Genomic DNA, 17394 nt, shown 5'->3' with positions numbered 1-17394 from the left:
AAGAAAAAGGGAGCACCCCGCAGCTTGTGCGAGACGCTCCCATGCCCAACCTTTCAGTGCGACCCAAAGGGCGGGTGAATTCGTTTAGCGGCAGCGGCCACCACCACGATCAACTTCGCGGCCCAGCAACGCACCACCAGCTGCACCAAGGACTGCACCCAGCGTGCGGTCACCCCGGTTTCCGGCCACTTCGCGGCCCACCAGTGCGCCTGCCACGCCGCCGATCAGGAGACCGGTGGTGCCATCATTGCGACGGCAGTAGTAGCGCCCATCATTGCCACGCCAGTAGCCACGGTTGTCGTTCCAGTTGCTGCGCTGATTATAGCGACGGTTGTCCCAACGACGGTCGTCGCGTCCACGGCGATCATTCCAGCCACGACGGTCATCCCAGCGGCGGCCATCCCAGCCGTTCCACTGCGCGCCCAGATCGATGTTGGCCGAAGTTTCGATGTTCGTCTGCGGAAGGACGGCAGCCGATGCGGGAACAGCGATGGTAAGGGTCGAGGCGGCGGTCATGGCTGCAACAAGACCCAGTGCGGTGTTCTTGAAAGTGAACATGGTCTTCTCCTCCAGTGCTTGGAGAGCAGCCTTCAGTCTTTGGCTGGTCCCGTTCTTTCGTGATGGTTCATGTTTACAGCGCCGAACCTGAACAGATCGCAACCATCGCGTCAGATTCGGCGTTTGCGACGGGCCGATGTAATCGCGCGATGAAATGCAGCGCGAATAGGCACTTGGCCCAGGGTGCCATTGCTGGCAGGGCGTATCGAATGACGCCATCCGAGAGCTTCCGTCGTGGCCTTGCCTCAGCGCTGGGTGCCTATGTCATCTGGGGCCTGCTGCCGCTCTACTTCAAGGCGCTGCACAATGTCCCGCCGCTTGAGTTGGTAGGCTGGCGCGTGGTGTTCACGCTGCCCGTGTGCCTTGCGATTGTGTGGGTTCGCCGCCAGTTCCCGGAATTGCGGTTGGCCATCGTCAACCGCCGGGTACTCGGTCTGATGACGCTGAGCGCTTTGCTGATCGGTTCGAACTGGCTGATCTACGTGATTGCCATCAACAGCGGCCATGTGCTGGCGACCAGCCTTGGGTACTACATCAACCCGCTTATCAACGTCCTGCTCGGCACGGTTTTCCTTGGCGAACGGTTGAGCCGTGTGCAGTGGGGCGCCGTGTTGCTGGCCGCGCTGGGCATCGCCCTCTTGCTGGCAGGCGCGGTAGAGACACTGGCCGTTGCCTTGGGGCTGGCCTTTACTTTCGCGTTCTACGGCTATGTCCGCAAGCAGGCGCCGGTAGGGGCCGTGCCCGGCCTGACGATCGAAACCGCAGTGCTATTGCTGCCCGCAATCATAATCGCGGCGCTGGCAGCGCAAAGCCCCACAGGTAGCAGCCTGTTCGCAGGCGGATGGACGACGCCGCTGATGATCGCATCGGGGATTGCAACAGCCGTGCCGCTGCTGCTCTTTGCCGTGGCCGCACGCAGCCTGCCGCTCTCGACGCTCGGCTTCGTGCAGTTCCTTTCGCCGACGATCAGCTTCATTCTGGGGCTGACCGTGTTTGGCGAAACGCTGGATACGACGCGGCTTGCCTCGTTCGCGCTGATCTGGCTCGCCATCGCGCTCTACAGCTGGGACATGGCCAAGCGCGCGCGCGCAGCGCGTTAGGCCAGCCGCCAGCCGAGCGTTTCGCCCGCGTGGAACGGCACAATCATGGTGCCGTTGCAGTCCAGCACCTCAGGCACATCCACCGGGGCCTTTTCGAGCGTGATCATGTCTTCGTTGACCGGCAAACGATAGAACGCCGGGCCATTGAGCGAGGCAAAGGCCTCGAACCGGTCGAGCGCACCTTCTTCGTCAAAGACGGTGACATAGCTTTCAAGCGCAAAGGGTGCGTTGAAAATGCCTGCACAGCCGCAGGCAGTTTCCTTCAGGTGCTTTGCGTGGGGAGCCGTGTCTGTGCCAAGGAACACGCGAGTGCAGCCGGAAGTTGCCAGCTTGCGCAAGGCAAGGCGGTGCTTCTCCCGCTTGGCCACGGGGAGGCAGAAAGCGTGCGGACGGATGCCGCCCACCAGCATGGCATTGCGATTGATGTGAAGGTGCTGCGGAGTGATCGTTGCAGCGATGTTCGGCCCTGCACTTTCCACGAACTGCGCGGCCTCTTGCGTGGTGATGTGTTCGAACACGATCCGAAGCGCGGGCATATCGGCCACAAGCTGAGTCAGGGTACGCTCGATGAACACGGCTTCCCGATCAAAAATGTCGACATGGCTGTCGGTCACTTCGCCGTGGATCAGCAAAGGCATACCGATGCGCTGCATGGCTTTCAGCACCGGATAGATCGTGCGGATGTCGGTAACGCCGTGGGCAGATCCGGTAGTGGCGTGCGCCGGGTAGAGCTTCGCCGCTACGAACACACCGTCGGCAAAGCCGCGCTCGACTTCGGCAATGTCAGTCGAATCAGTGAGATAGAGCGTCATTAGCGGCGTGAAATCGCTGCCTGTTGGTAGCGCCGCCAAAATCCGGTCACGATAGGCAGCAACCCCGGCCACGTCTGTCATCGGCGGCGCAAGGTTGGGCATAACGATAGCGCGGGCGAACTGGCGTGCGGTGTAAGGAGCCACACCAGCCAGCACGTCGCGGTCGCGCAAGTGGGTGTGCCAATCGTCGGGGCGCCGGATCGTGAGAGTCGTGTTCGTCATGGCCTTCCCCTTAGCGATGGCGGTGCCTATCTACCAGTCATGACCCGTCTATTTGAACGCGCCCTGATCCGCCTGTCCCCGCTGGAGACAGGCGAAGACGTCCCCGGCTTTCTTCAAGGCCTCGTTACCAACGACGTGAAAGGCGCGCTGCCGGTCTGGTCTGCGCTGCTGACCGCGCAGGGCAAGGTCATGTTCGACTTCTTCGTGTGGCCGGATGCGTCTGGTGGCCTGCTGATTGATTGCGAGGCCGCACAGGCCGATGCACTGGCAAAGCGGCTCACGCTATATCGCCTGCGTCGCAAGATCGGGATTGAGCGGGCAGATGGCCTCGGCGTGTTCTGGCAGAATCACCCCGGCGATGGCGGCGCGAATGATCCGCGCCTTGCCGCTCTTGGCCAGCGGTGGATTGCCGCTGTTTCCGAAGATGATTCGCCGGCCGACGAAGCTTGGCTTGCCCACCGGCTGTCGCTTGGGGTGGCAGAGGGGCAGGCCGAACTTGGCAATGGCGAGGTGCTCTGGCTGGAATGCAACGCGGTGGACCTGAACGGGGTCAGCTTCACCAAAGGCTGCTATGTGGGGCAGGAGAATACCGCCCGCATGAACTGGCGGCAAAAGGTCAACCGCAGGCTGGTGGTCGTGCCGCTGGCCGAATCAGACCCGTCCCGGCAACGGGCGGCATACCCGGACCTTGGCCTTGCAGTGGACCATCGCCGGGTCGAGGACATTGCGCCTGCCCTTGCCCCTGCATGGATGTCGCTTACGGTTGCTGACTAGAGCACTGTGCTCCAGCCTGGGCTTGCACGATTCCTTCAACCAGCATCTTTTCGGCACGGTCCCGCGCTGCATCGCGCGGAAGTTCCAGCGCCTGCGCCAACGGCCCGCCCATCAACGCGTCGCCCAAAGCCATCAGCGTCAATGCCAGCGTGGTGCTGCGCTGCGTGTCTGACTGATACTCGTCAAGATCGACCACCAGATCGTGGATTGTGTCGACAATAGGATCGAGCGCATCCTCGTTGCCCGAAAGCAGCATCCACGATGCGAGCGCACCTGCACCCTCTTTGTCAAACGCATCAAACGTCAGGTCCACCACATCGCGTGGTGAGCCAATGCCGGAGCGGCTGGCAATCACAGCCTCACGAATTGTGGCGCAGATCGTTTCGGCCAGATGTTTGGCCAGCGCCTTTTGCAAGCCTGCCGCCGAGCCGAAGTGGTGCAGCAGGTTGGCATGGGTGCGTCCGATCCTCCCCGCAACGGCCTTAAGCGTCACGGCCTGCGGCCCGGTTTCAACAAGCAACCCACGCGCAGCCTCAAGCGCCGCCATACGGCTTTCCTCGGGCGGGAGACGCTTTCTTATTGACATTGGTGTAAGCACGCCTACATTTTGGCTCATGACAGCCATGACCCCAACCATCGCACTAGAGCGCAGCGCCCCAACCGGCAAGGCTGTGCCCACTCCTGCAGATCTGACGATCACGATACGTGACCGGCGTTTTGGCCGCAATGAACCTGCTGGCCGGTGGTGGCTGAACAATGATCCCATCGCAACCGCGTGGCACAACGCGCTTTCAGCCACCTTTCCGCGCGGTGAAGCGTTTTTCATCGAAGCGGTAAAGGCGCACCGCGATGGTGTGCCGCCCAAGTTGGAAGCCGAAATTCGTGCCTTCGTCCGGCAGGAAATCAATCACACGCGTGAGCATGTTGCGTTCAACCGCGCGGCGGAGAATGCCGGCTATGACATTGCGCGCATCGACAAGCGCGTTGAGGAAATGCTGGCACTGACAAAGGATCGCCCGGTCATCCTGAACCTTGCCGCCACGATGGCGCTGGAACACTACACCGCGATGATGGCGCACGAATTCCTCGCCAACCCAGCCCATTTTGCAGGTGCGGAGCAGGAACCTGCGGATATGTGGCGTTGGCACGCGATTGAAGAGATCGAGCACAAGGGTGTCGCCTACGACACTTGGCTCCATGCCACGCGCGATTGGAGCCGGTGGAAGCGCTGGAAGGTGAAGAGCCTGATGATGGTTATCGTCACCAAGAACTTCCTGACCCATCGCGTGGAAGACACGCTTGATCTGCTGGAACAGGACGGCCTGACCGGCGCGAAGTGGAAATGGAAGCTGGCCACCTATCTGCTGTGGAAGCCCGGCGTCATCCGCCGTATTTTCCCGGCCTGGCTCAGCTATTTCATGCCAGGCTTCCATCCATGGCAGCACGATGACCGGGCGCTGATCGGCAAGGCAGACAGCGAGTTTCGGGACGCAGTACTGCCGGGTTGAATTGTGAAGGGCTCCCCAAGGGGAGCCCTTTTACCTTTCAGGCTGCGCGGCGCATTGACGCAAAGCCGCCGTCCTTCGGTCCATCGCAATCAAGCGGCGCTGCCAGATCGACAGCATGGACCATCGCAGCCATCGGCTCGCTCCGCGCTGGACTGCGAATCTTGCGGACTTCCCCGGTGGCGCGGAACCCGGACTTGGCAAGCACGCGCGCGGAACCGGCGTTATCGGCAAAGGGTGTGGCGATGACGCGGCGGTGGCCAAGCGAACGCGCAAGGCTCAGCACGGCGCGGGCAGCCTCAGTTGCATAGCCCCGCCCCCAGTGCTGTCGGCCGATCCAGTATCCCAGTTCGGTTTCCTGCCCGTATTGTGCCAGACCAACGCAGCCGACCAGACGCGAACCGTGCGCTCCGGGAAGCGTGACAAAGAAGTGCGGGTGGCGGTTCGCTTGCGGCAGCGCGACAAAGCTCTCCAATCCTCCGGCCAGCCGGGCCGCAGGAACAGCCGTTCGCTGCGAATGAACATACAAAGTCTCCGTTCTCGGCGCCTCTGTCACGCGCAGCTAAACACCTGCCGTGACAAAGGTATTGCGCCCTGCGCCGGATCGGACGGGGAATGCGTCCGATTGCGAGGAAGCGCGGTTGACGTCCGAGGGAGACATGAAAAGAGGGAGATGGGCGGGGCCCTCTCCCTCTATCGGCCAGCGTTGAAAAGCCGGCGGGGCCACCCCATCAGGATGGCCCTTTGGATGACCATCCGGTTATTCTGCCGCTTCAGCCATCACGTCGACCGACACATATTTGCGGTCGAGCTTTCCGCCGTGAAAACGGACGCGGCCTTCGGCCAGCGCGAACAGGGTGTGATCCTTGCCCATGCCGACGTTTGCGCCCGGATACACCGCCGATCACTTCCTGACCGCCGAACTTCTTTACGCCAAGGCGGCGGCCTGCTGAGTCGCGACCGTTGCGCGAAGAGCCGCCTGCTTTCTTATGTGCCATCTCAGATTACTCCGAATTCCGTTTGCGCTCAGGCGACCGACACGATGCGCAGCAGGGTCATCTGCTGGCGGTGTCCGTTGCGGCGACGATAGTTGTGGCGGCGACGCTTCTTGAAAACGATCACCTTTTCCGACTTCGCCTGGGCAATGATCTCTGCCGAAACAGTGATCTTGGCGGCGTCAGCCAGCGAATCACCTTCGCCAGCGAGCAGGACTTCACCCAGCGTGATCTTGTCGCCGGCTTCGCCTGCCAGCTTCTCGACCGCGATCTTGTCTCCGGCGGCAACCCGATACTGTTTGCCGCCCGTGCGCACGATTGCGAACATCGTTCTGTGTATCCGTTCCAAAAGCCTACGGTTGCCCGAGGCGATTCCAAATGAGGCACCCAACGCCTGCGAATCGCTGACAACGGGCAAAATGCCGTTTCCCCGCTGCCTGCAGGGTCCCGGAAAGAAGGGCGCGGATAGTCAAACACACGCGCCCTGTCAATGCGATCTTGCCTGAAATCAGGCGTATCACTGCACTTGCATATGCAAACACTGGCGACTGGTGCCGGTCATGCTATGGCGCGGGCATGATCAAGCGCAATTCTCGCATCGCTGCAATGGCCTCGCTGGCTTCCGCACTATTAATTGCCGGCTGTGCCGAGCGCAGCGATTTTCCCTCGCTTGCGCGCCGCCCTGCCGAGGATGCCTATAGCGCCGCGCAGGGCTCCCTCCCGGTACCTACACCACCCGCCGTGGTCAGCGAAGGCCTGCCAGAACGCCTTGCAGCCTTGCTGGCAAACGCTGACGCCGCCCATGCGACTTTTGAATCGCGTCAGGCTGCTGCCACGCGAACGATCAATGCCGCAGCGGGTGCGGCAAAGGGCACAGAAAGCTGGTCGGTAGCCTCGGTCGCGCTGGCCGGGCTGGAATCTGCCCGCTCCCTCGCCGCCATGCCACTTGCCGATCTGGACCGTCTTGAAGCTGACGCCAGCAACCGTGCGGTCAATGGTTCGGACGCTGATCTCAAGGCTGTGAGAGCCGCGCGCGAGAAGGTGGACGTTTTGGTTGAGGCTGAGACACGGGCGATCGATTCGCTACGCAGCCGCCTCGGAGCCTAGCCCCAGCGCGAAAGGTCTTCGCGGTCCTCAGGGCGCGGTTCGATCCAGCGCCAGCCCTTGGCGGTCTTCTCACGCTTCCAGAACCACGATTCGCTCTTGAGGTGATCCATCGCGAAGTCGGCTGCCGCAAAGGCATCGCGGCGATGGCGCGCGGCGGCACAGACCAGCACAATGGCATCGCCGGGATGCATCACGCCGCTGCGGTGCAGGATCAGCAACCCCTCCACCGGCCAGCGCGCGTGGGTAATGCGGGCAAGCTCTTCCATGCCCGGCAGCGTCATCGGTGCATAATGTTGCAGTTCCAGCGCCTCAACACCGCCCGAATCGCGGACTTGACCAAGAAACGTGACGATCCCGCCAGCATGGTGGTGGCGTGTATTGAATGCCGCGATTTCCGTTGCGGGATCGAAGGCATCGAGCGCCAGCCTGACGTCAAGCATCTCAGCCCCCGCTAACAGGCGGAAGAAACGCCAATTCATCACCCTCGGCCAGCACCACGCCGCCCACATCTGTCAACAGCGCGCCGTTGAGCGCCATGCGCACTTTCTCGCCCAGCAATTGCACCGCGAGCGCAGGATCAAGCGAAGCGAGCACATGCTCCACAGGCCCCGGCTGGACAGACATCTCGCCCATCCCGGCAACGTCTTCCAGCCGCCCCAAGAACACCAGCTTTGCCATCACATCAGCCGCCCGTGGTCGACATGTGGCGCGAAACAGCAGGCGCACCGCCCGGCTTGTCGATCACGAAGCTGTGCCGCTCCTGCTTCTCGCCCATGGCACGGGCAAAGCATTCCGACAGCGCGCCATCGGGATCATCAGAGCGCAGCGCTGCGCGTAGATCCACGCGGCCTTCCCCGCCCAGGCACATGTAGAGCTGCCCTGTGGCAGTCACGCGCACGCGGTTGCAGCCTTCGCAGAAATTGCCTGTCAGCGGCGTAATGAAACCCAGCCGCCCTCCGGTTTCGGCAATATCGACATAGCGTGCAGGCCCGCCAGAAGTCGCGTTGCTTGGCGTCAAGGTCCAGCGCTGTTCCAGATCACGGCGCACGGCATCGAGCGGCAGGTAGTGGTCGAACCGGTCACCCTCAACCTCGCCCAGCGGCATGACCTCAATCAACGTCATGTCATGCCCGGCCCCATGCGCCCAGGCGATCAACGAAGGCAGCTCCGCCTCGTTGATGTCCTTGAGCGCCACGGCGTTGATCTTGACCTTCAAGCCCGCCGCCTTCGCCGCAGCAATGCCTTCGAGCACCTGTGGCAGCATGTCGCGGCGCGAGAGCTTGGCAAACCCGTCTCGGTCCAACGTGTCCAGCGAGACGTTGATCCGCTTCACACCAGCAGCGGCAAGGTCATCGGCAAATTCGGACAAGCGCGTGCCGTTGGTGGTCAGTGTCAGCTCGTCCAGCCCATCGCCCAGCTTTCGGCCCAGCGCTCGCACCAGTTCCATCATGTCCCGCCGAACCAAGGGCTCGCCCCCGGTCAACCGGATCTTGCGCACGCCGCGCGCGATGAAGTGGAGTGAAAGGCGGTGCAGTTCTTCCAACGAAAGCACTTCGGCCTTGGGCAGGAACTCCATCCGCTCGGGCATACAATAGGCGCAACGCAAATCGCAGCGATCCGTCACCGACAGACGAAGGTAGGTGATTCGCCGGGCGAATCTGTCGATCAAGGGCGCGGAGGCGTTCACTTGCCCATGTATACGAAGTCTCGCGGGTAAGATTCAAGGCTTGCGCCCGCATCGACAAACAAAGTCTGCCCCGTCACCGATTTCGCGGTCGCAAGGTAGTGGACTGCATCGGCAATCTCGTCCGCGCCGGGCAACCGTTTGAGCGGCATGACCTCTTCCAGCCTGCGCCACTGTTCGGCATCGTAATCAGCCGTTGGCAGGATCAGCCCCGGCGCCACGCCATTGACCCGCACTTTGGGGGCCATAGCGCGTGACATTGTGCGCACCGAGGCGTGCAACGCCTGCTTTGAGATCGTATAGCTGATCTGGTCGGGCACCGGGTTCATCACGCGCTGGTCGAGGATGTTGACCACCGAACCTTCACGCTCGCTCAGCGCCTCGGCAAAGGCGCGGGTCAGCAACAGCGGTGCAAACACGTTGACGCGGAAATGCTGCTCCAGTTCAGCCGAGGTGATCGTCTCGACCCGGTCATCGTGAAACAGCGAAGCGCAGTTAATCAACAAGTCCGGCGAACGACCCGCCGCAGCAGTGACATCTGTTAGCAATTGCGGAGGATAGGCAGGGTCCTCCAGATCGCCGGATAGCGGGAACACCGCCGCGCCCAGCCACTCCAGCTGTGCCTTGAATTCCGCGTCGAACGTGCCTGCATGGTGTGCATGGAGCGCAAGGTCCCAGCCCTCACTCGCCAGCTTGCGCGCAATCGCCCCGCCAATACGCCGCCAGCCGCCGGTCACCAGCGCAAGCGGCCGCACTGTCAAACCAGAGCCCCGTTGGGCCGCTCGCGCTTTAGCGTGATCCCGATCTCTTCGCCATTCTCGCTGATCGCCAGCTTCACGATCTTCACTTCCACCCACGTGATCCGGTCATCCTGCACCATCAGCGTTTCGATGATGTGGTCTGCCACGGCCTCGATCAGTTTGAAATGCACCCCCTTGGGCAAGCCATCGGTCGCTGCAAATTTCAGGTCCATGTAGTTCTTGCTGGCGGAAAGCGGGCAATCGGCGGTGTAACGCTCCTGATGCTTCAGCCCCACGCGCATGGTGATGCGCAGCGGCTGCGGCCGCCCGGTCTCTTCCGAGTAGATCCCGGTGAGTACGAGCGTTTCCAGATTGGCGACTTCGAGGATCAGGCTGTCAGTCATGGCTCGCGCGTCTGACATCGTGACGGCGCGTTGTCCACACCGCTTTTTCTGCTGAGCTGCAAAGGCAAACGATATGGCTGGACCATTTTGCAACCCTCTTGAGGAGCAAAGTTGCTCCAGTTTGGCCCGGTCAGGTGACCGGGGCGAGACAGCCTTGTTTTCTCAACTACAACAACCCTGCGGCAATCGTGCCGCAATCCAATGGAGGAAAGCCAATGTCGTTTGGTGACTTATGCCTCTTCCTTGGGGCCATGTTCGCTTTTGCCACCCTGATCTTGAAGGTGGTTGAAGTGGCAGGCCGCAAGCGAGGCTGACGGGCGGGGGATGCGCTGCAACGCGTCCCCCAAACGAAAAAGCCCCCACCGCTGCAACGGTGAGGGCTTGTATCCAATGGCGCTAGCCAATGTCGTTTGGTGCATAGCACATAGCACCAAAAAGTTGCTTCTTCAATCCACGTCAGTTTTTCCAGCGCGCGAAGATTGCCGTGGGGAGCAGACGGCCACCCTCACCCTGTTCGCGGATCGCCAGGTCACCATGCTCGATGGTGCCGCCCATATCCTTCAGCGCCTCGGCGAGCAGCCCCGCAATGGCGAGTGAGGACATGCGCACCGCATAGACCGTCAGGAACAGGAAGCGGCTGTCGGCATCGAGCAATTGCGCGCAATCGGCAACCAGCCCCGGCAGGCTTTCCTCCAGCCGCCAGACCTCGCCATCTGGCCCGCGCCCGAACTTGGGCGGATCGAGGATGATCCCGTCATAGCGCTTGCCGCGCCGCACTTCACGCGCGGTAAACTTGGCCGCATCGTCCACGATCCAGCGCACCGGGCGCTCGGTCATCCCCGAAAGCTGCGCGTTGGCACGCGCCTGCGCGACCGACTTCTTCGATGCATCAACGTGCGTCACCGGGCCGTGTTGCGAAAGCGCCAGCGTGCCAACGCCGGTGTAGCCGAACAGGTTCAGCGTGCTTGCATCCCCGCGAAGGCGGGGATCTCCATCGGCATAGGCTGCGCTATCCGGCCCAAGGTCCCCGCCTTCGCGAGGACGCAGCAATTGCTCCCCCATCCAGTCCCACACCGGGGCCATGTCGGGGAAGAACCCAAGGTGCCGAAAAGGCGTACACGAGGCGGTGAATCGCACATCGTTCCAGCCCAGTTCCCAGCCATCGCGCGGCACGGAGGCATCGAACATCCAGCGCCCGCCGCCGTCCTCATCAGACCCGGGCACGAATTCGGCATCCGCCCGCCAATCCGCCAGACGCGGCGTCCACATCGCCTGCGGTTCCGGGCGGACGAAGCGATGCGGACCGTATTGCTCTAGTTTCCGCCCATGGCCGGAATCGAGCAGCGCGAAGTCCGCCCAGCCCTCACCCACCATCAGTTTGGGCTGGAGATCCAGTTCAGCCATGTTTGGGAGTCGCGCGTTCGGCCACGTAGGCAGCAACGGCGTCGTACTCGCCAGGCAGGCGGTCGCAGCGTTCTTCACGCTCGAACAGATCGCCTACGCGTGCAGGCAGGCCAGGCCGCAGGCCAGTCGCTCGCTCCACCGCATCGACGAACTTTGCCGGGTGCGCCGTTGCCAGCGTGACAATCGGAACGCCCGCCGGGATGCCTTCAGCCACGCGCGCAGCGTGCAAGCCGATGGCCGTGTGCGGATCAAGCACTTCACCGCATTCCTCGAAGGCCCACCGCATGGCATTGGCCATATCGCCCGCATCGGCGCGCGCCGAGCTGAACAGCGCTGCTGCCGATTCGCGCTGCGCATTGGTCAGTTGCATCGCCTTGGTCGCTTCGAAGTGCTTCATCTGCTGGGACAGCGCCGCCCCATCTCGCCCGCAACCGTCGAACAGCAGGCGTTCGAAGTTCGATGACACCTGAATGTCCATCGAGGGCGCGGCCGTTGCCGTAACCGTGCTGGCCGAATAGTCGCCGGTCGACAGCGCGCGGTGCAGGATGTCGTTGACGTTGGTCGCTACGATCAGCCGCTCAATCGGCAAGCCCATCTTTGCCGCGACATAGCCCGCGAACACATCACCAAAGTTCCCGGTCGGCACAGCGAACGCCACTTTGCGCTGCGGCGCGCCCAGTTGCAGCGCGGCGTAGAAATAATAGACCACCTGCGCCATCAGACGCGCCCAGTTGATCGAATTGACCGCCGCGATGCCGAACCGCCCGGTCATCGCCGCATCGTTGAACATGCGCTTCACCATCGCCTGTGCATCGTCAAAGCTGCCATCGATGGCGATGTTGTGGACGTTTGGCGCGATCACCGTGGTCATCTGGCGGCGCTGCACATCCGACACCCGGCCATGCGGGTGCAGCATGAAAATGTCGACCTTGGCCCGGCCCGCCACCGCATCGATGGCCGCAGAACCGGTATCGCCCGATGTCGCGCCGACGATGGTCAGGTGATCGTCACCTTTCGCCAGAAACTCTTCGAACAACAGGCCAAGCAGTTGCAGCGCCACGTCCTTGAACGCCAGCGTCGGGCCGTGGAACAGTTCCAGCACCCATTGCGTCTCGTCCAGCTGCTTGAGCGGGGTGACCCCGGCGTGGGCAAAGCGGCCATAGGCCTGCTCGCACAGTTCCAGCAGGCGTTCTGGCGTCAGACAATCGCCCACGAAGGGCTGCATGATCGTCTGCGCCAGCTTGGCATAAGGCAGCCCGGCCATCGCCGCGATCTCGTCCGCGCTGAACTGCGGCCACGTCTCAGGGACATAGAGTCCCCCGTCGGAGGCAAGGCCTGCGAGCGTGACGCCCTGAAAATCGAGCGAGGGTGCCTGCCCCCGGGTGCTGACGTACTTCATGGGTTTGCGCGGTTAACGGCCAAGGGCGCTTGTGGCAAGGATTCTGGGCATCCTGCGGTGACTTCGGCAGCTTGTGCTGGCTATGCCCGCTCCTGCCAGCGCTTGCGCAGTGCCAGCCCATAAATCATCAGCGCCACGATGGCGAAGAAGAACCACTGCACCGCATAGGCCAAATGGTTGTTCGGTACATCGGCCGGATCGGGCCGGGCACTGGCGGCAAAGCCCGGTGCTGGCGGATCGGCAATCAACCGGGCAGCACCGTCAGTGTAAGGAGCAATCAGCCCGGAAACCCGGCCGCCGGACCAATCGGGGTGCTGAGGCCCCTTGGTCCACCCGGCCTGCACCGGCGCAGAACGCCGATCACCGATCTGGCAATTGGCAAGGTGCACATAACCGGACTCACCTTTTGAATTGCGCCCGGCGATTGAGTTCCACGGACCGGAGATCGACTGGCAATCCACCTCAGACCGGTGGAACAGCGCCTGTTCGACTGCCGCTGCGTCATCACCCGGAAACGCCACGGTCGAGCCTTCTGCCATTGCCACTGCATAGCGCGACAGCATTGCCTGCTTCTCGTCGAGACGCTGCAACTGCCACACGCCCAGCGCGATCATCGTCGCCACAGCAGCGGCTACAACAATGGTCGAAACAATCGGCACGCGCCGCATCAAATCATGCCTTCCTTTTCGAGTCGCGCCATCAGCGCCGCGGCTTTGGCAAAGCGCAGAGCGACGGTGACCACCAGCGGAACTAAAACGCCCCAAACGGCAATCAGCGCCCAGACCGGCAGTTGCACCATGTCGTCCAGCTTCAATGCCGACAGTACCAGCAGCACCGTCACGGGCAGGACCACCAGATACATCCCCCTACCGCGTGGCTCGTACCGCTCAAACTCAAGCCCGCAAACTGCGCACCGTTCGGCCAGCGCGCCCAGCCCTGCCCAGACTCCTTTGGCCGCGCAACGCGGGCACAAACCGAAAAGGGCAGTCGCGGTAAGCCCGGACTGCCCTTTCGTATCTTGGCTATCGCCGTTCGGCATCAGTGAGTCGGGTAGCCCCAGCTGCCCCACACGTAGATCGCGATGAACAGGAACAGCCACACCACGTCAACGAAGTGCCAGTACCATGCAGCCGCTTCGAAACCGAAGTGCTGGCGCGGGGTGAAGTGGCCCTTGTAGGCGCGGATCAAGCAAACGATCAGGAAGATCGTGCCGACGATCACGTGAAAGCCGTGAAACCCGGTCGCCATGTAGAACGACGAACCAAACGTGTTGGCGCCGAACGCGAACGGAGCAGCGGCATATTCATAAGCCTGAATGGCCGAGAACACCGCGCCCAGCAGGATCGTGGCCCACAGCCCCTTCTTGAGGCCATCGCGGTCACCGTGGATCAGCGCGTGGTGCGCCCAGGTGAGCGTGGTGCCCGAGCACAGCAGGATCAGCGTGTTGAGCAGCGGCAGATCGAACGGATCCATGACCGCTTCGATTGCCTTTGGCGGCCATTGACCGGCGACAACTTCAGCCAGTTCCGATGGGAACAGCGAGAAGTCGAAAAACGCCCAGAACCAGCCGACGAAGAACATCACTTCCGAAGCGATGAACAGGATCATGCCGTAACGCTGGTGAAGTTGCACTACCGGGGTGTGATCGCCTGCGTGTGCTTCCTTGATGATCTTGCCGAACCACGAGAAGAACGTGATGATCACGCCCAGCAGGCCGAGCGAGAACACCGCAGTGCCGCCAGCCATCTCGTGCATCCAGAAGACGCCACCGACAGCCATGGTCAGCGCCGACATCGCGCCGACGAACGGCCAGATATCGGGCGGCAGAATGTGATAATCGTGGTTCTTAGCGCCGGCCATGATCGTCGAAATCCCCCAGTCAGGTCTGGTCATCAATGTCATGCCTGGCAACACGCCCGGCACGCAGTTCGTCTTGGCCTTTATCGCCGGGTTTGCGCCGGGTCCAGAGGCTTTTCCATCGGTTGCGAAACAGGCTTGCGCTGCCGTGCAGCCACGCTCTCGTGCGTTTCGTTGAAAGTATAGCTCAGCGTGATCTCGGCAATGTCCTTAGCCGCAGGATCATCGAGAATCGCCGGATCGACGTAGTAGATCACCGGCATCGGGATCTTTTGCCCCGGCTGAAGTGTCTGCTCGGTAAAACAGAAGCACTGGATCTTGTTGAAATATTTACCTGCCTGTTCGGGCGATACGTTGAAAATCGCCGTACCCGTCACCGTCTGGTCCGAGAGGTTTTGCGCCTCGTAGCGCGCCATCTGGCGTTGACCGATGCGCACTTCCTGCTTCACCTGCATGGGCTTGAATTGCCACGGCATATCGCGCGCGACGTTGGCATCGAAACGGATCGTAACAGACTTGCCGGCAACTTTCACACCTGCGGCAGCGGCGGCATCGGCGCGCTGCGTAGTGCCGCCATAGCCGGTTACCTGACAGAACAACTGATAGAGCGGCACTGAGGCATAGCCCAAGCCGAGCATCGCCAAGGCACCGCCTGCGGCAAGGATGCCGACTTTCCGATTCTTGGCACTATCGGGGACAACGGTGGAAACCATGTCAGTTCGCTCCGTTCACCTGCGCTGCGATCTTGACGATCGAAATCGCAAAAAACAGCACTGCCAGCGATCCCAGAACAATTCCGATAACCTTGTTCCGCCCGCGCTGGCGTGCGCGGTAAAGGTCGGACTGCTCCTTCGAGAGATGCTCAGGCTGAGGCGTCTGAAAGTTCTTCGGATCGTTCATCATTGCCAGCCTTGCACTGTGGCGAGCCGGTCAAATGCCAGCATACCGAAAAGCACGAAAAGATAGAGGATCGAATAGCCGAAAAGCCGCTTTTCCGGCAGCATCTTGTCATCCGGTCCGGTATCGCGGAGCCCGACCTTTATCGAAAGCGCAACGAAGACCAGCCCAAGCACGAGCGCCGACAGGCCATAAACCCAGCCCGTCCCGCCAATGAACCCCGGCGCGAGGGTAACCGGCAGGAGCAGCACCGCATAGATCAGGATCTGCCGTCGCGTCGACTTCTCCCCGGCAATCACTGGCATCATTGGAATGCCGACCTTGGCGTAGTCGGTCTGAACAAACAGCGCGAGTGCCCAGAAGTGCGGCGGCGTCCACATGAAGATGATGAGGAATAGCAGCACCGGCATCAGCGTAATGTCACCCGTCACCGCCACCCAGCCAATCAGCGGCGGAAAAGCCCCGGCGCCACCACCGATTACGATGTTCTGTGGCGTACGCGGCTTGAGCCAGACAGTGTATATCCAGGCATAGTAGAAAATCGAGAAGGCCAGGATGACAGCGGCCAGCCAGTTGACCCCAAGACCCATGACAACCACCGAACCGCCCGAAAGCACAAACCCGAAGTCGCGTGCAGAGGTTGGGTCCATGCGGCCAGATGGCAAAGGACGCGCAGCAGTGCGCTTCATCCCGGCGTCGAGATCAGCCTCCCACCACATATTGAGCGCTGCTGCGCCTCCGGCACCGACGGCAATGCACAGGATCGCGGTGAATGCGATAACGGGGTGAATGGCTCCCGGCGCAGCCAGCAACCCGCACAGGCCGCTGAAGATCACCAGTGTCATCACGCGCGGCTTGGTCAGCGCGAAAAAATCGCGCCACTCAGCTGGCAGGGCTACGGTCGAAGTTGCGGGCGTTGCAGAATCCATGATTGGCCGGGCCTATACGCGCAGGTGACGTTCAAGGAAAGCGAAACGGGACGAGATGTTGCGGTGGCCAAAGGTGATGGTCGCCGGACGATTGCGCAGCAACGAAAAAGGCCCCCGGATCGCTCCAGAGGCCTTTCACATTTCAGCCTTGCGGCCAACAACTGGCTCAGTGTGCGTGGGCCGCGTCGTCGATCACCGGAAGGGTTTCGAACTGGTGGAACGGCGGAGGCGAGGACAGGGTCCACTCCAGCGTCGTTGCACCTTCGCCCCAGTAGTTGGCCGTAGCCTTCTTGCCGGCAAGGAATGCGTAAGCGATGTTGATGAAGAAGATCACCATCGAGCCAGCCATCACGAGATAGCCGTACGAAGCGATCTCATTCCAATAGGAGTAGGCCAGCGCATAGTCGGGATAACGGCGCGGCATCCCCTGAACACCCAGGAAGTGCATCGGGAAGAAGATCAAGTTCACGCCGACGAAGAACACCCAGAACTGCAGGTGGCTCAGGAACTCGGAGTGCATCCGACCGCTCATCTTCGGGAACCAGTAATAGAACCCGGCAAAGAGCGAAGTCACCGCACCCAGCGACAGCACGTAGTGGAAGTGCGCGACCACGTAATAAGTGTCGTGCAGGTTGTCGTCCACGCCGCCGTTCGCCAGCACGACGCCGGTGACGCCGCCCACGGTGAACAGGAAGATGAAGCCGATTGCCCAGACCATCGGCGACTTGAACTCAAGGCTGCCGCCCCACATCGTCGCGATCCACGAGAAGATCTTGATGCCGGTCGGCACTGCGATCACCATGGTTGCGGCTGTGAAGTACATCTTCGTGTTCACGTCGAGGCCGGTGGTGTACATGTGGTGTGCCCACACGATGAACCCGACGACGCCAATGGCAACCATCGCGTAGGCCATGCCGAGGTAGCCGAACACCGGCTTCTTCGAGAAGGTCGAGATGATCTGGCTGATGATGCCGAAGCCCGGCAGGATCATGATGTACACTTCGGGG

At 61.8% G+C, this 17394-nt stretch carries 23 protein-coding genes and 1 pseudogene; 4 read left to right on the top strand and 20 right to left on the bottom strand.

Annotation, left to right across the window (positions count from 1 at the left end):
- Window positions 1-84: 84 nt before the first annotated feature.
- Window positions 85-558, bottom strand: coding sequence for a glycine zipper 2TM domain-containing protein (locus B7X90_RS03895; protein ID WP_292621826.1), 474 nt, complete (start codon window positions 556-558; stop codon window positions 85-87).
- A gap of 209 nt (window positions 559-767) precedes the next feature.
- Here B7X90_RS03895 and rarD point away from each other — a divergent pair, with 209 nt between their 5' ends.
- A complete protein-coding gene (rarD, locus tag B7X90_RS03890; protein ID WP_292621823.1) occupies window positions 768-1658 on the top strand; it encodes an EamA family transporter RarD in 891 nt (296 codons plus the stop codon).
- On the opposite strand, the gene pyrC is transcribed toward rarD, so the two are convergent.
- Window positions 1655-2692: a dihydroorotase gene (pyrC, locus tag B7X90_RS03885; RefSeq protein ID WP_292621822.1), complete on the bottom strand. Its 1038-nt coding sequence runs from the start codon at window positions 2690-2692 to the stop codon at window positions 1655-1657. The two genes, rarD and pyrC, sit on opposite strands and share 4 nt — an antisense overlap.
- 39 nt (window positions 2693-2731) lie before the next feature.
- Here pyrC and B7X90_RS03880 point away from each other — a divergent pair, with 39 nt between their 5' ends.
- On the top strand, window positions 2732-3466 hold the full coding sequence (locus tag B7X90_RS03880; RefSeq protein ID WP_292621820.1) for a folate-binding protein: 735 nt from the start codon (window positions 2732-2734) through the stop codon (window positions 3464-3466).
- Here B7X90_RS03880 and B7X90_RS03875 read toward each other — a convergent pair.
- Window positions 3450-4052 carry a helix-turn-helix domain-containing protein gene (locus tag B7X90_RS03875; protein WP_292621819.1) on the bottom strand — a complete coding sequence of 201 codons (603 nt, stop codon included), beginning with the start codon at window positions 4050-4052 and terminating at the stop codon, window positions 3450-3452. The two genes, B7X90_RS03880 and B7X90_RS03875, sit on opposite strands and share 17 nt — an antisense overlap.
- Window positions 4053-4089: 37 nt before the next feature.
- Here B7X90_RS03875 and B7X90_RS03870 point away from each other — a divergent pair, with 37 nt between their 5' ends.
- Window positions 4090-4974 carry a metal-dependent hydrolase gene (locus B7X90_RS03870; protein WP_292621817.1) on the top strand — a complete coding sequence of 295 codons (885 nt, stop codon included), beginning with the start codon at window positions 4090-4092 and terminating at the stop codon, window positions 4972-4974.
- A gap of 37 nt (window positions 4975-5011) precedes the next feature.
- On the opposite strand, the gene B7X90_RS03865 is transcribed toward B7X90_RS03870, so the two are convergent.
- From B7X90_RS03865 to rplU, 3 genes and pseudogenes are all read right to left on the bottom strand, one after another.
- On the bottom strand, window positions 5012-5500 hold the full coding sequence (locus B7X90_RS03865) for a GNAT family N-acetyltransferase (protein ID WP_366409662.1): 489 nt from the start codon (window positions 5498-5500) through the stop codon (window positions 5012-5014).
- Window positions 5501-5731: 231 nt separating this feature from the next.
- Window positions 5732-5969 (bottom strand): annotated as a pseudogene (locus B7X90_RS03860) (bL27 family ribosomal protein).
- Between the two features lie 28 nt (window positions 5970-5997).
- Window positions 5998-6294 (bottom strand): 50S ribosomal protein L21, encoded by a 297-nt coding sequence (gene rplU / locus B7X90_RS03855; RefSeq protein ID WP_084279133.1) that lies wholly within the window; start codon window positions 6292-6294, stop codon window positions 5998-6000.
- Window positions 6295-6542: 248 nt separating this feature from the next.
- On the opposite strand from rplU, the gene B7X90_RS03850 reads away from it, so the two are divergent.
- Window positions 6543-7073, top strand: a complete 531-nt coding sequence (locus B7X90_RS03850) for a hypothetical protein (RefSeq protein ID WP_292621812.1) — start codon at window positions 6543-6545, stop codon at window positions 7071-7073.
- Here the strand turns inward: B7X90_RS03850 and B7X90_RS03845 are convergent.
- From B7X90_RS03845 to B7X90_RS03780, 14 genes are all read right to left on the bottom strand, one after another.
- Window positions 7070-7513 (bottom strand): molybdenum cofactor biosynthesis protein MoaE, encoded by a 444-nt coding sequence (locus B7X90_RS03845; RefSeq protein ID WP_292621810.1) that lies wholly within the window; start codon window positions 7511-7513, stop codon window positions 7070-7072. The two genes, B7X90_RS03850 and B7X90_RS03845, sit on opposite strands and share 4 nt — an antisense overlap.
- 1 nt (window position 7514) lies before the next feature.
- Window positions 7515-7751: a MoaD/ThiS family protein gene (locus B7X90_RS03840; protein WP_292621809.1), complete on the bottom strand. Its 237-nt coding sequence runs from the start codon at window positions 7749-7751 to the stop codon at window positions 7515-7517.
- Window positions 7752-7755: 4 nt separating this feature from the next.
- Window positions 7756-8760 (bottom strand): GTP 3',8-cyclase MoaA, encoded by a 1005-nt coding sequence (gene moaA, locus B7X90_RS03835; RefSeq protein WP_292621807.1) that lies wholly within the window; start codon window positions 8758-8760, stop codon window positions 7756-7758.
- On the bottom strand, window positions 8757-9512 hold the full coding sequence (locus tag B7X90_RS03830; RefSeq protein ID WP_292621980.1) for an SDR family oxidoreductase: 756 nt from the start codon (window positions 9510-9512) through the stop codon (window positions 8757-8759). The genes moaA and B7X90_RS03830 overlap by 4 nt, the downstream gene beginning before the upstream one ends.
- A 2-nt stretch (window positions 9513-9514) precedes the next feature.
- Window positions 9515-9901 carry a dihydroneopterin aldolase gene (locus tag B7X90_RS03825; protein ID WP_292621804.1) on the bottom strand — a complete coding sequence of 129 codons (387 nt, stop codon included), beginning with the start codon at window positions 9899-9901 and terminating at the stop codon, window positions 9515-9517.
- A 456-nt stretch (window positions 9902-10357) separates the two neighbouring features.
- Complete coding sequence (locus B7X90_RS03820) at window positions 10358-11305, bottom strand: class I SAM-dependent methyltransferase (RefSeq protein WP_292621803.1); 948 nt, start codon at window positions 11303-11305, stop codon at window positions 10358-10360.
- Entirely contained in the window at window positions 11298-12704 is a 1407-nt protein-coding gene (thrC, locus tag B7X90_RS03815) for a threonine synthase (protein ID WP_292621802.1), read from the bottom strand. Before thrC ends, B7X90_RS03820 begins: the two co-directional genes overlap by 8 nt.
- An 80-nt stretch (window positions 12705-12784) precedes the next feature.
- Window positions 12785-13372 (bottom strand): SURF1 family protein, encoded by a 588-nt coding sequence (locus tag B7X90_RS03810; RefSeq protein WP_292621801.1) that lies wholly within the window; start codon window positions 13370-13372, stop codon window positions 12785-12787.
- On the bottom strand, window positions 13372-13743 hold the full coding sequence (locus tag B7X90_RS03805; protein WP_292621800.1) for a DUF983 domain-containing protein: 372 nt from the start codon (window positions 13741-13743) through the stop codon (window positions 13372-13374). Before B7X90_RS03805 ends, B7X90_RS03810 begins: the two co-directional genes overlap by 1 nt.
- Window positions 13743-14564, bottom strand: coding sequence for a cytochrome c oxidase subunit 3 (locus B7X90_RS03800; RefSeq protein WP_292621977.1), 822 nt, complete (start codon window positions 14562-14564; stop codon window positions 13743-13745). The genes B7X90_RS03805 and B7X90_RS03800 overlap by 1 nt, the downstream gene beginning before the upstream one ends.
- Before the next feature lie 80 nt (window positions 14565-14644).
- Complete coding sequence (locus B7X90_RS03795; RefSeq protein WP_292621799.1) at window positions 14645-15274, bottom strand: cytochrome c oxidase assembly protein; 630 nt, start codon at window positions 15272-15274, stop codon at window positions 14645-14647.
- A 1-nt stretch (window position 15275) separates the two neighbouring features.
- A complete protein-coding gene (locus B7X90_RS03790) occupies window positions 15276-15461 on the bottom strand; it encodes a hypothetical protein (protein ID WP_292621798.1) in 186 nt (61 codons plus the stop codon).
- Complete coding sequence (locus tag B7X90_RS03785) at window positions 15461-16387, bottom strand: heme o synthase (protein WP_292621796.1); 927 nt, start codon at window positions 16385-16387, stop codon at window positions 15461-15463. The genes B7X90_RS03790 and B7X90_RS03785 overlap by 1 nt, the downstream gene beginning before the upstream one ends.
- A 166-nt stretch (window positions 16388-16553) precedes the next feature.
- A partial coding sequence (locus tag B7X90_RS03780; protein WP_292621795.1) for a cbb3-type cytochrome c oxidase subunit I occupies window positions 16554-17394 on the bottom strand: 841 nt, incomplete at its 5' end.

Origin of the sequence: Novosphingobium sp. 17-62-19 (assembly GCF_002256775.1) — a bacterium.
Lineage (GTDB): Bacteria > Pseudomonadota > Alphaproteobacteria > Sphingomonadales > Sphingomonadaceae > Novosphingobium.
The sequence above is the reverse complement of the archived record's forward strand: the minus strand, read 5'-3'. Positions and strand labels throughout refer to the sequence as shown.

What these genes read in the sequence shown, in the direction of transcription:
- B7X90_RS03895 (WP_292621826.1), bottom strand. Translation starts at nt 558, where the DNA reads ATGTTCACTTTCAAGAACACCGCACTGGGTCTTGTTGCAGCCATGACC.
- rarD (WP_292621823.1), top strand. Translation starts at nt 768, where the DNA reads ATGACGCCATCCGAGAGCTTCCGTCGTGGCCTTGCCTCAGCGCTGGGT.
- pyrC (WP_292621822.1), bottom strand. Translation starts at nt 2,692, where the DNA reads ATGACGAACACGACTCTCACGATCCGGCGCCCCGACGATTGGCACACC.
- B7X90_RS03880 (WP_292621820.1), top strand. Translation starts at nt 2,732, where the DNA reads ATGACCCGTCTATTTGAACGCGCCCTGATCCGCCTGTCCCCGCTGGAG.
- B7X90_RS03875 (WP_292621819.1), bottom strand. Translation starts at nt 4,052, where the DNA reads ATGTCAATAAGAAAGCGTCTCCCGCCCGAGGAAAGCCGTATGGCGGCG.
- B7X90_RS03870 (WP_292621817.1), top strand. Translation starts at nt 4,090, where the DNA reads ATGACCCCAACCATCGCACTAGAGCGCAGCGCCCCAACCGGCAAGGCT.
- rplU (WP_084279133.1), bottom strand. Translation starts at nt 6,294, where the DNA reads ATGTTCGCAATCGTGCGCACGGGCGGCAAACAGTATCGGGTTGCCGCC.
- B7X90_RS03850 (WP_292621812.1), top strand. Translation starts at nt 6,543, where the DNA reads ATGATCAAGCGCAATTCTCGCATCGCTGCAATGGCCTCGCTGGCTTCC.
- B7X90_RS03845 (WP_292621810.1), bottom strand. Translation starts at nt 7,513, where the DNA reads ATGCTTGACGTCAGGCTGGCGCTCGATGCCTTCGATCCCGCAACGGAA.
- B7X90_RS03840 (WP_292621809.1), bottom strand. Translation starts at nt 7,751, where the DNA reads ATGGCAAAGCTGGTGTTCTTGGGGCGGCTGGAAGACGTTGCCGGGATG.
- B7X90_RS03825 (WP_292621804.1), bottom strand. Translation starts at nt 9,901, where the DNA reads ATGACTGACAGCCTGATCCTCGAAGTCGCCAATCTGGAAACGCTCGTA.
- B7X90_RS03820 (WP_292621803.1), bottom strand. Translation starts at nt 11,305, where the DNA reads ATGGCTGAACTGGATCTCCAGCCCAAACTGATGGTGGGTGAGGGCTGG.
- thrC (WP_292621802.1), bottom strand. Translation starts at nt 12,704, where the DNA reads ATGAAGTACGTCAGCACCCGGGGGCAGGCACCCTCGCTCGATTTTCAG.
- B7X90_RS03810 (WP_292621801.1), bottom strand. Translation starts at nt 13,372, where the DNA reads ATGCGGCGCGTGCCGATTGTTTCGACCATTGTTGTAGCCGCTGCTGTG.
- B7X90_RS03805 (WP_292621800.1), bottom strand. Translation starts at nt 13,743, where the DNA reads ATGCCGAACGGCGATAGCCAAGATACGAAAGGGCAGTCCGGGCTTACC.
- B7X90_RS03800 (WP_292621977.1), bottom strand. Translation starts at nt 14,564, where the DNA reads ATGGCCGGCGCTAAGAACCACGATTATCACATTCTGCCGCCCGATATC.
- B7X90_RS03795 (WP_292621799.1), bottom strand. Translation starts at nt 15,274, where the DNA reads ATGGTTTCCACCGTTGTCCCCGATAGTGCCAAGAATCGGAAAGTCGGC.
- B7X90_RS03790 (WP_292621798.1), bottom strand. Translation starts at nt 15,461, where the DNA reads ATGAACGATCCGAAGAACTTTCAGACGCCTCAGCCTGAGCATCTCTCG.
- B7X90_RS03785 (WP_292621796.1), bottom strand. Translation starts at nt 16,387, where the DNA reads ATGGATTCTGCAACGCCCGCAACTTCGACCGTAGCCCTGCCAGCTGAG.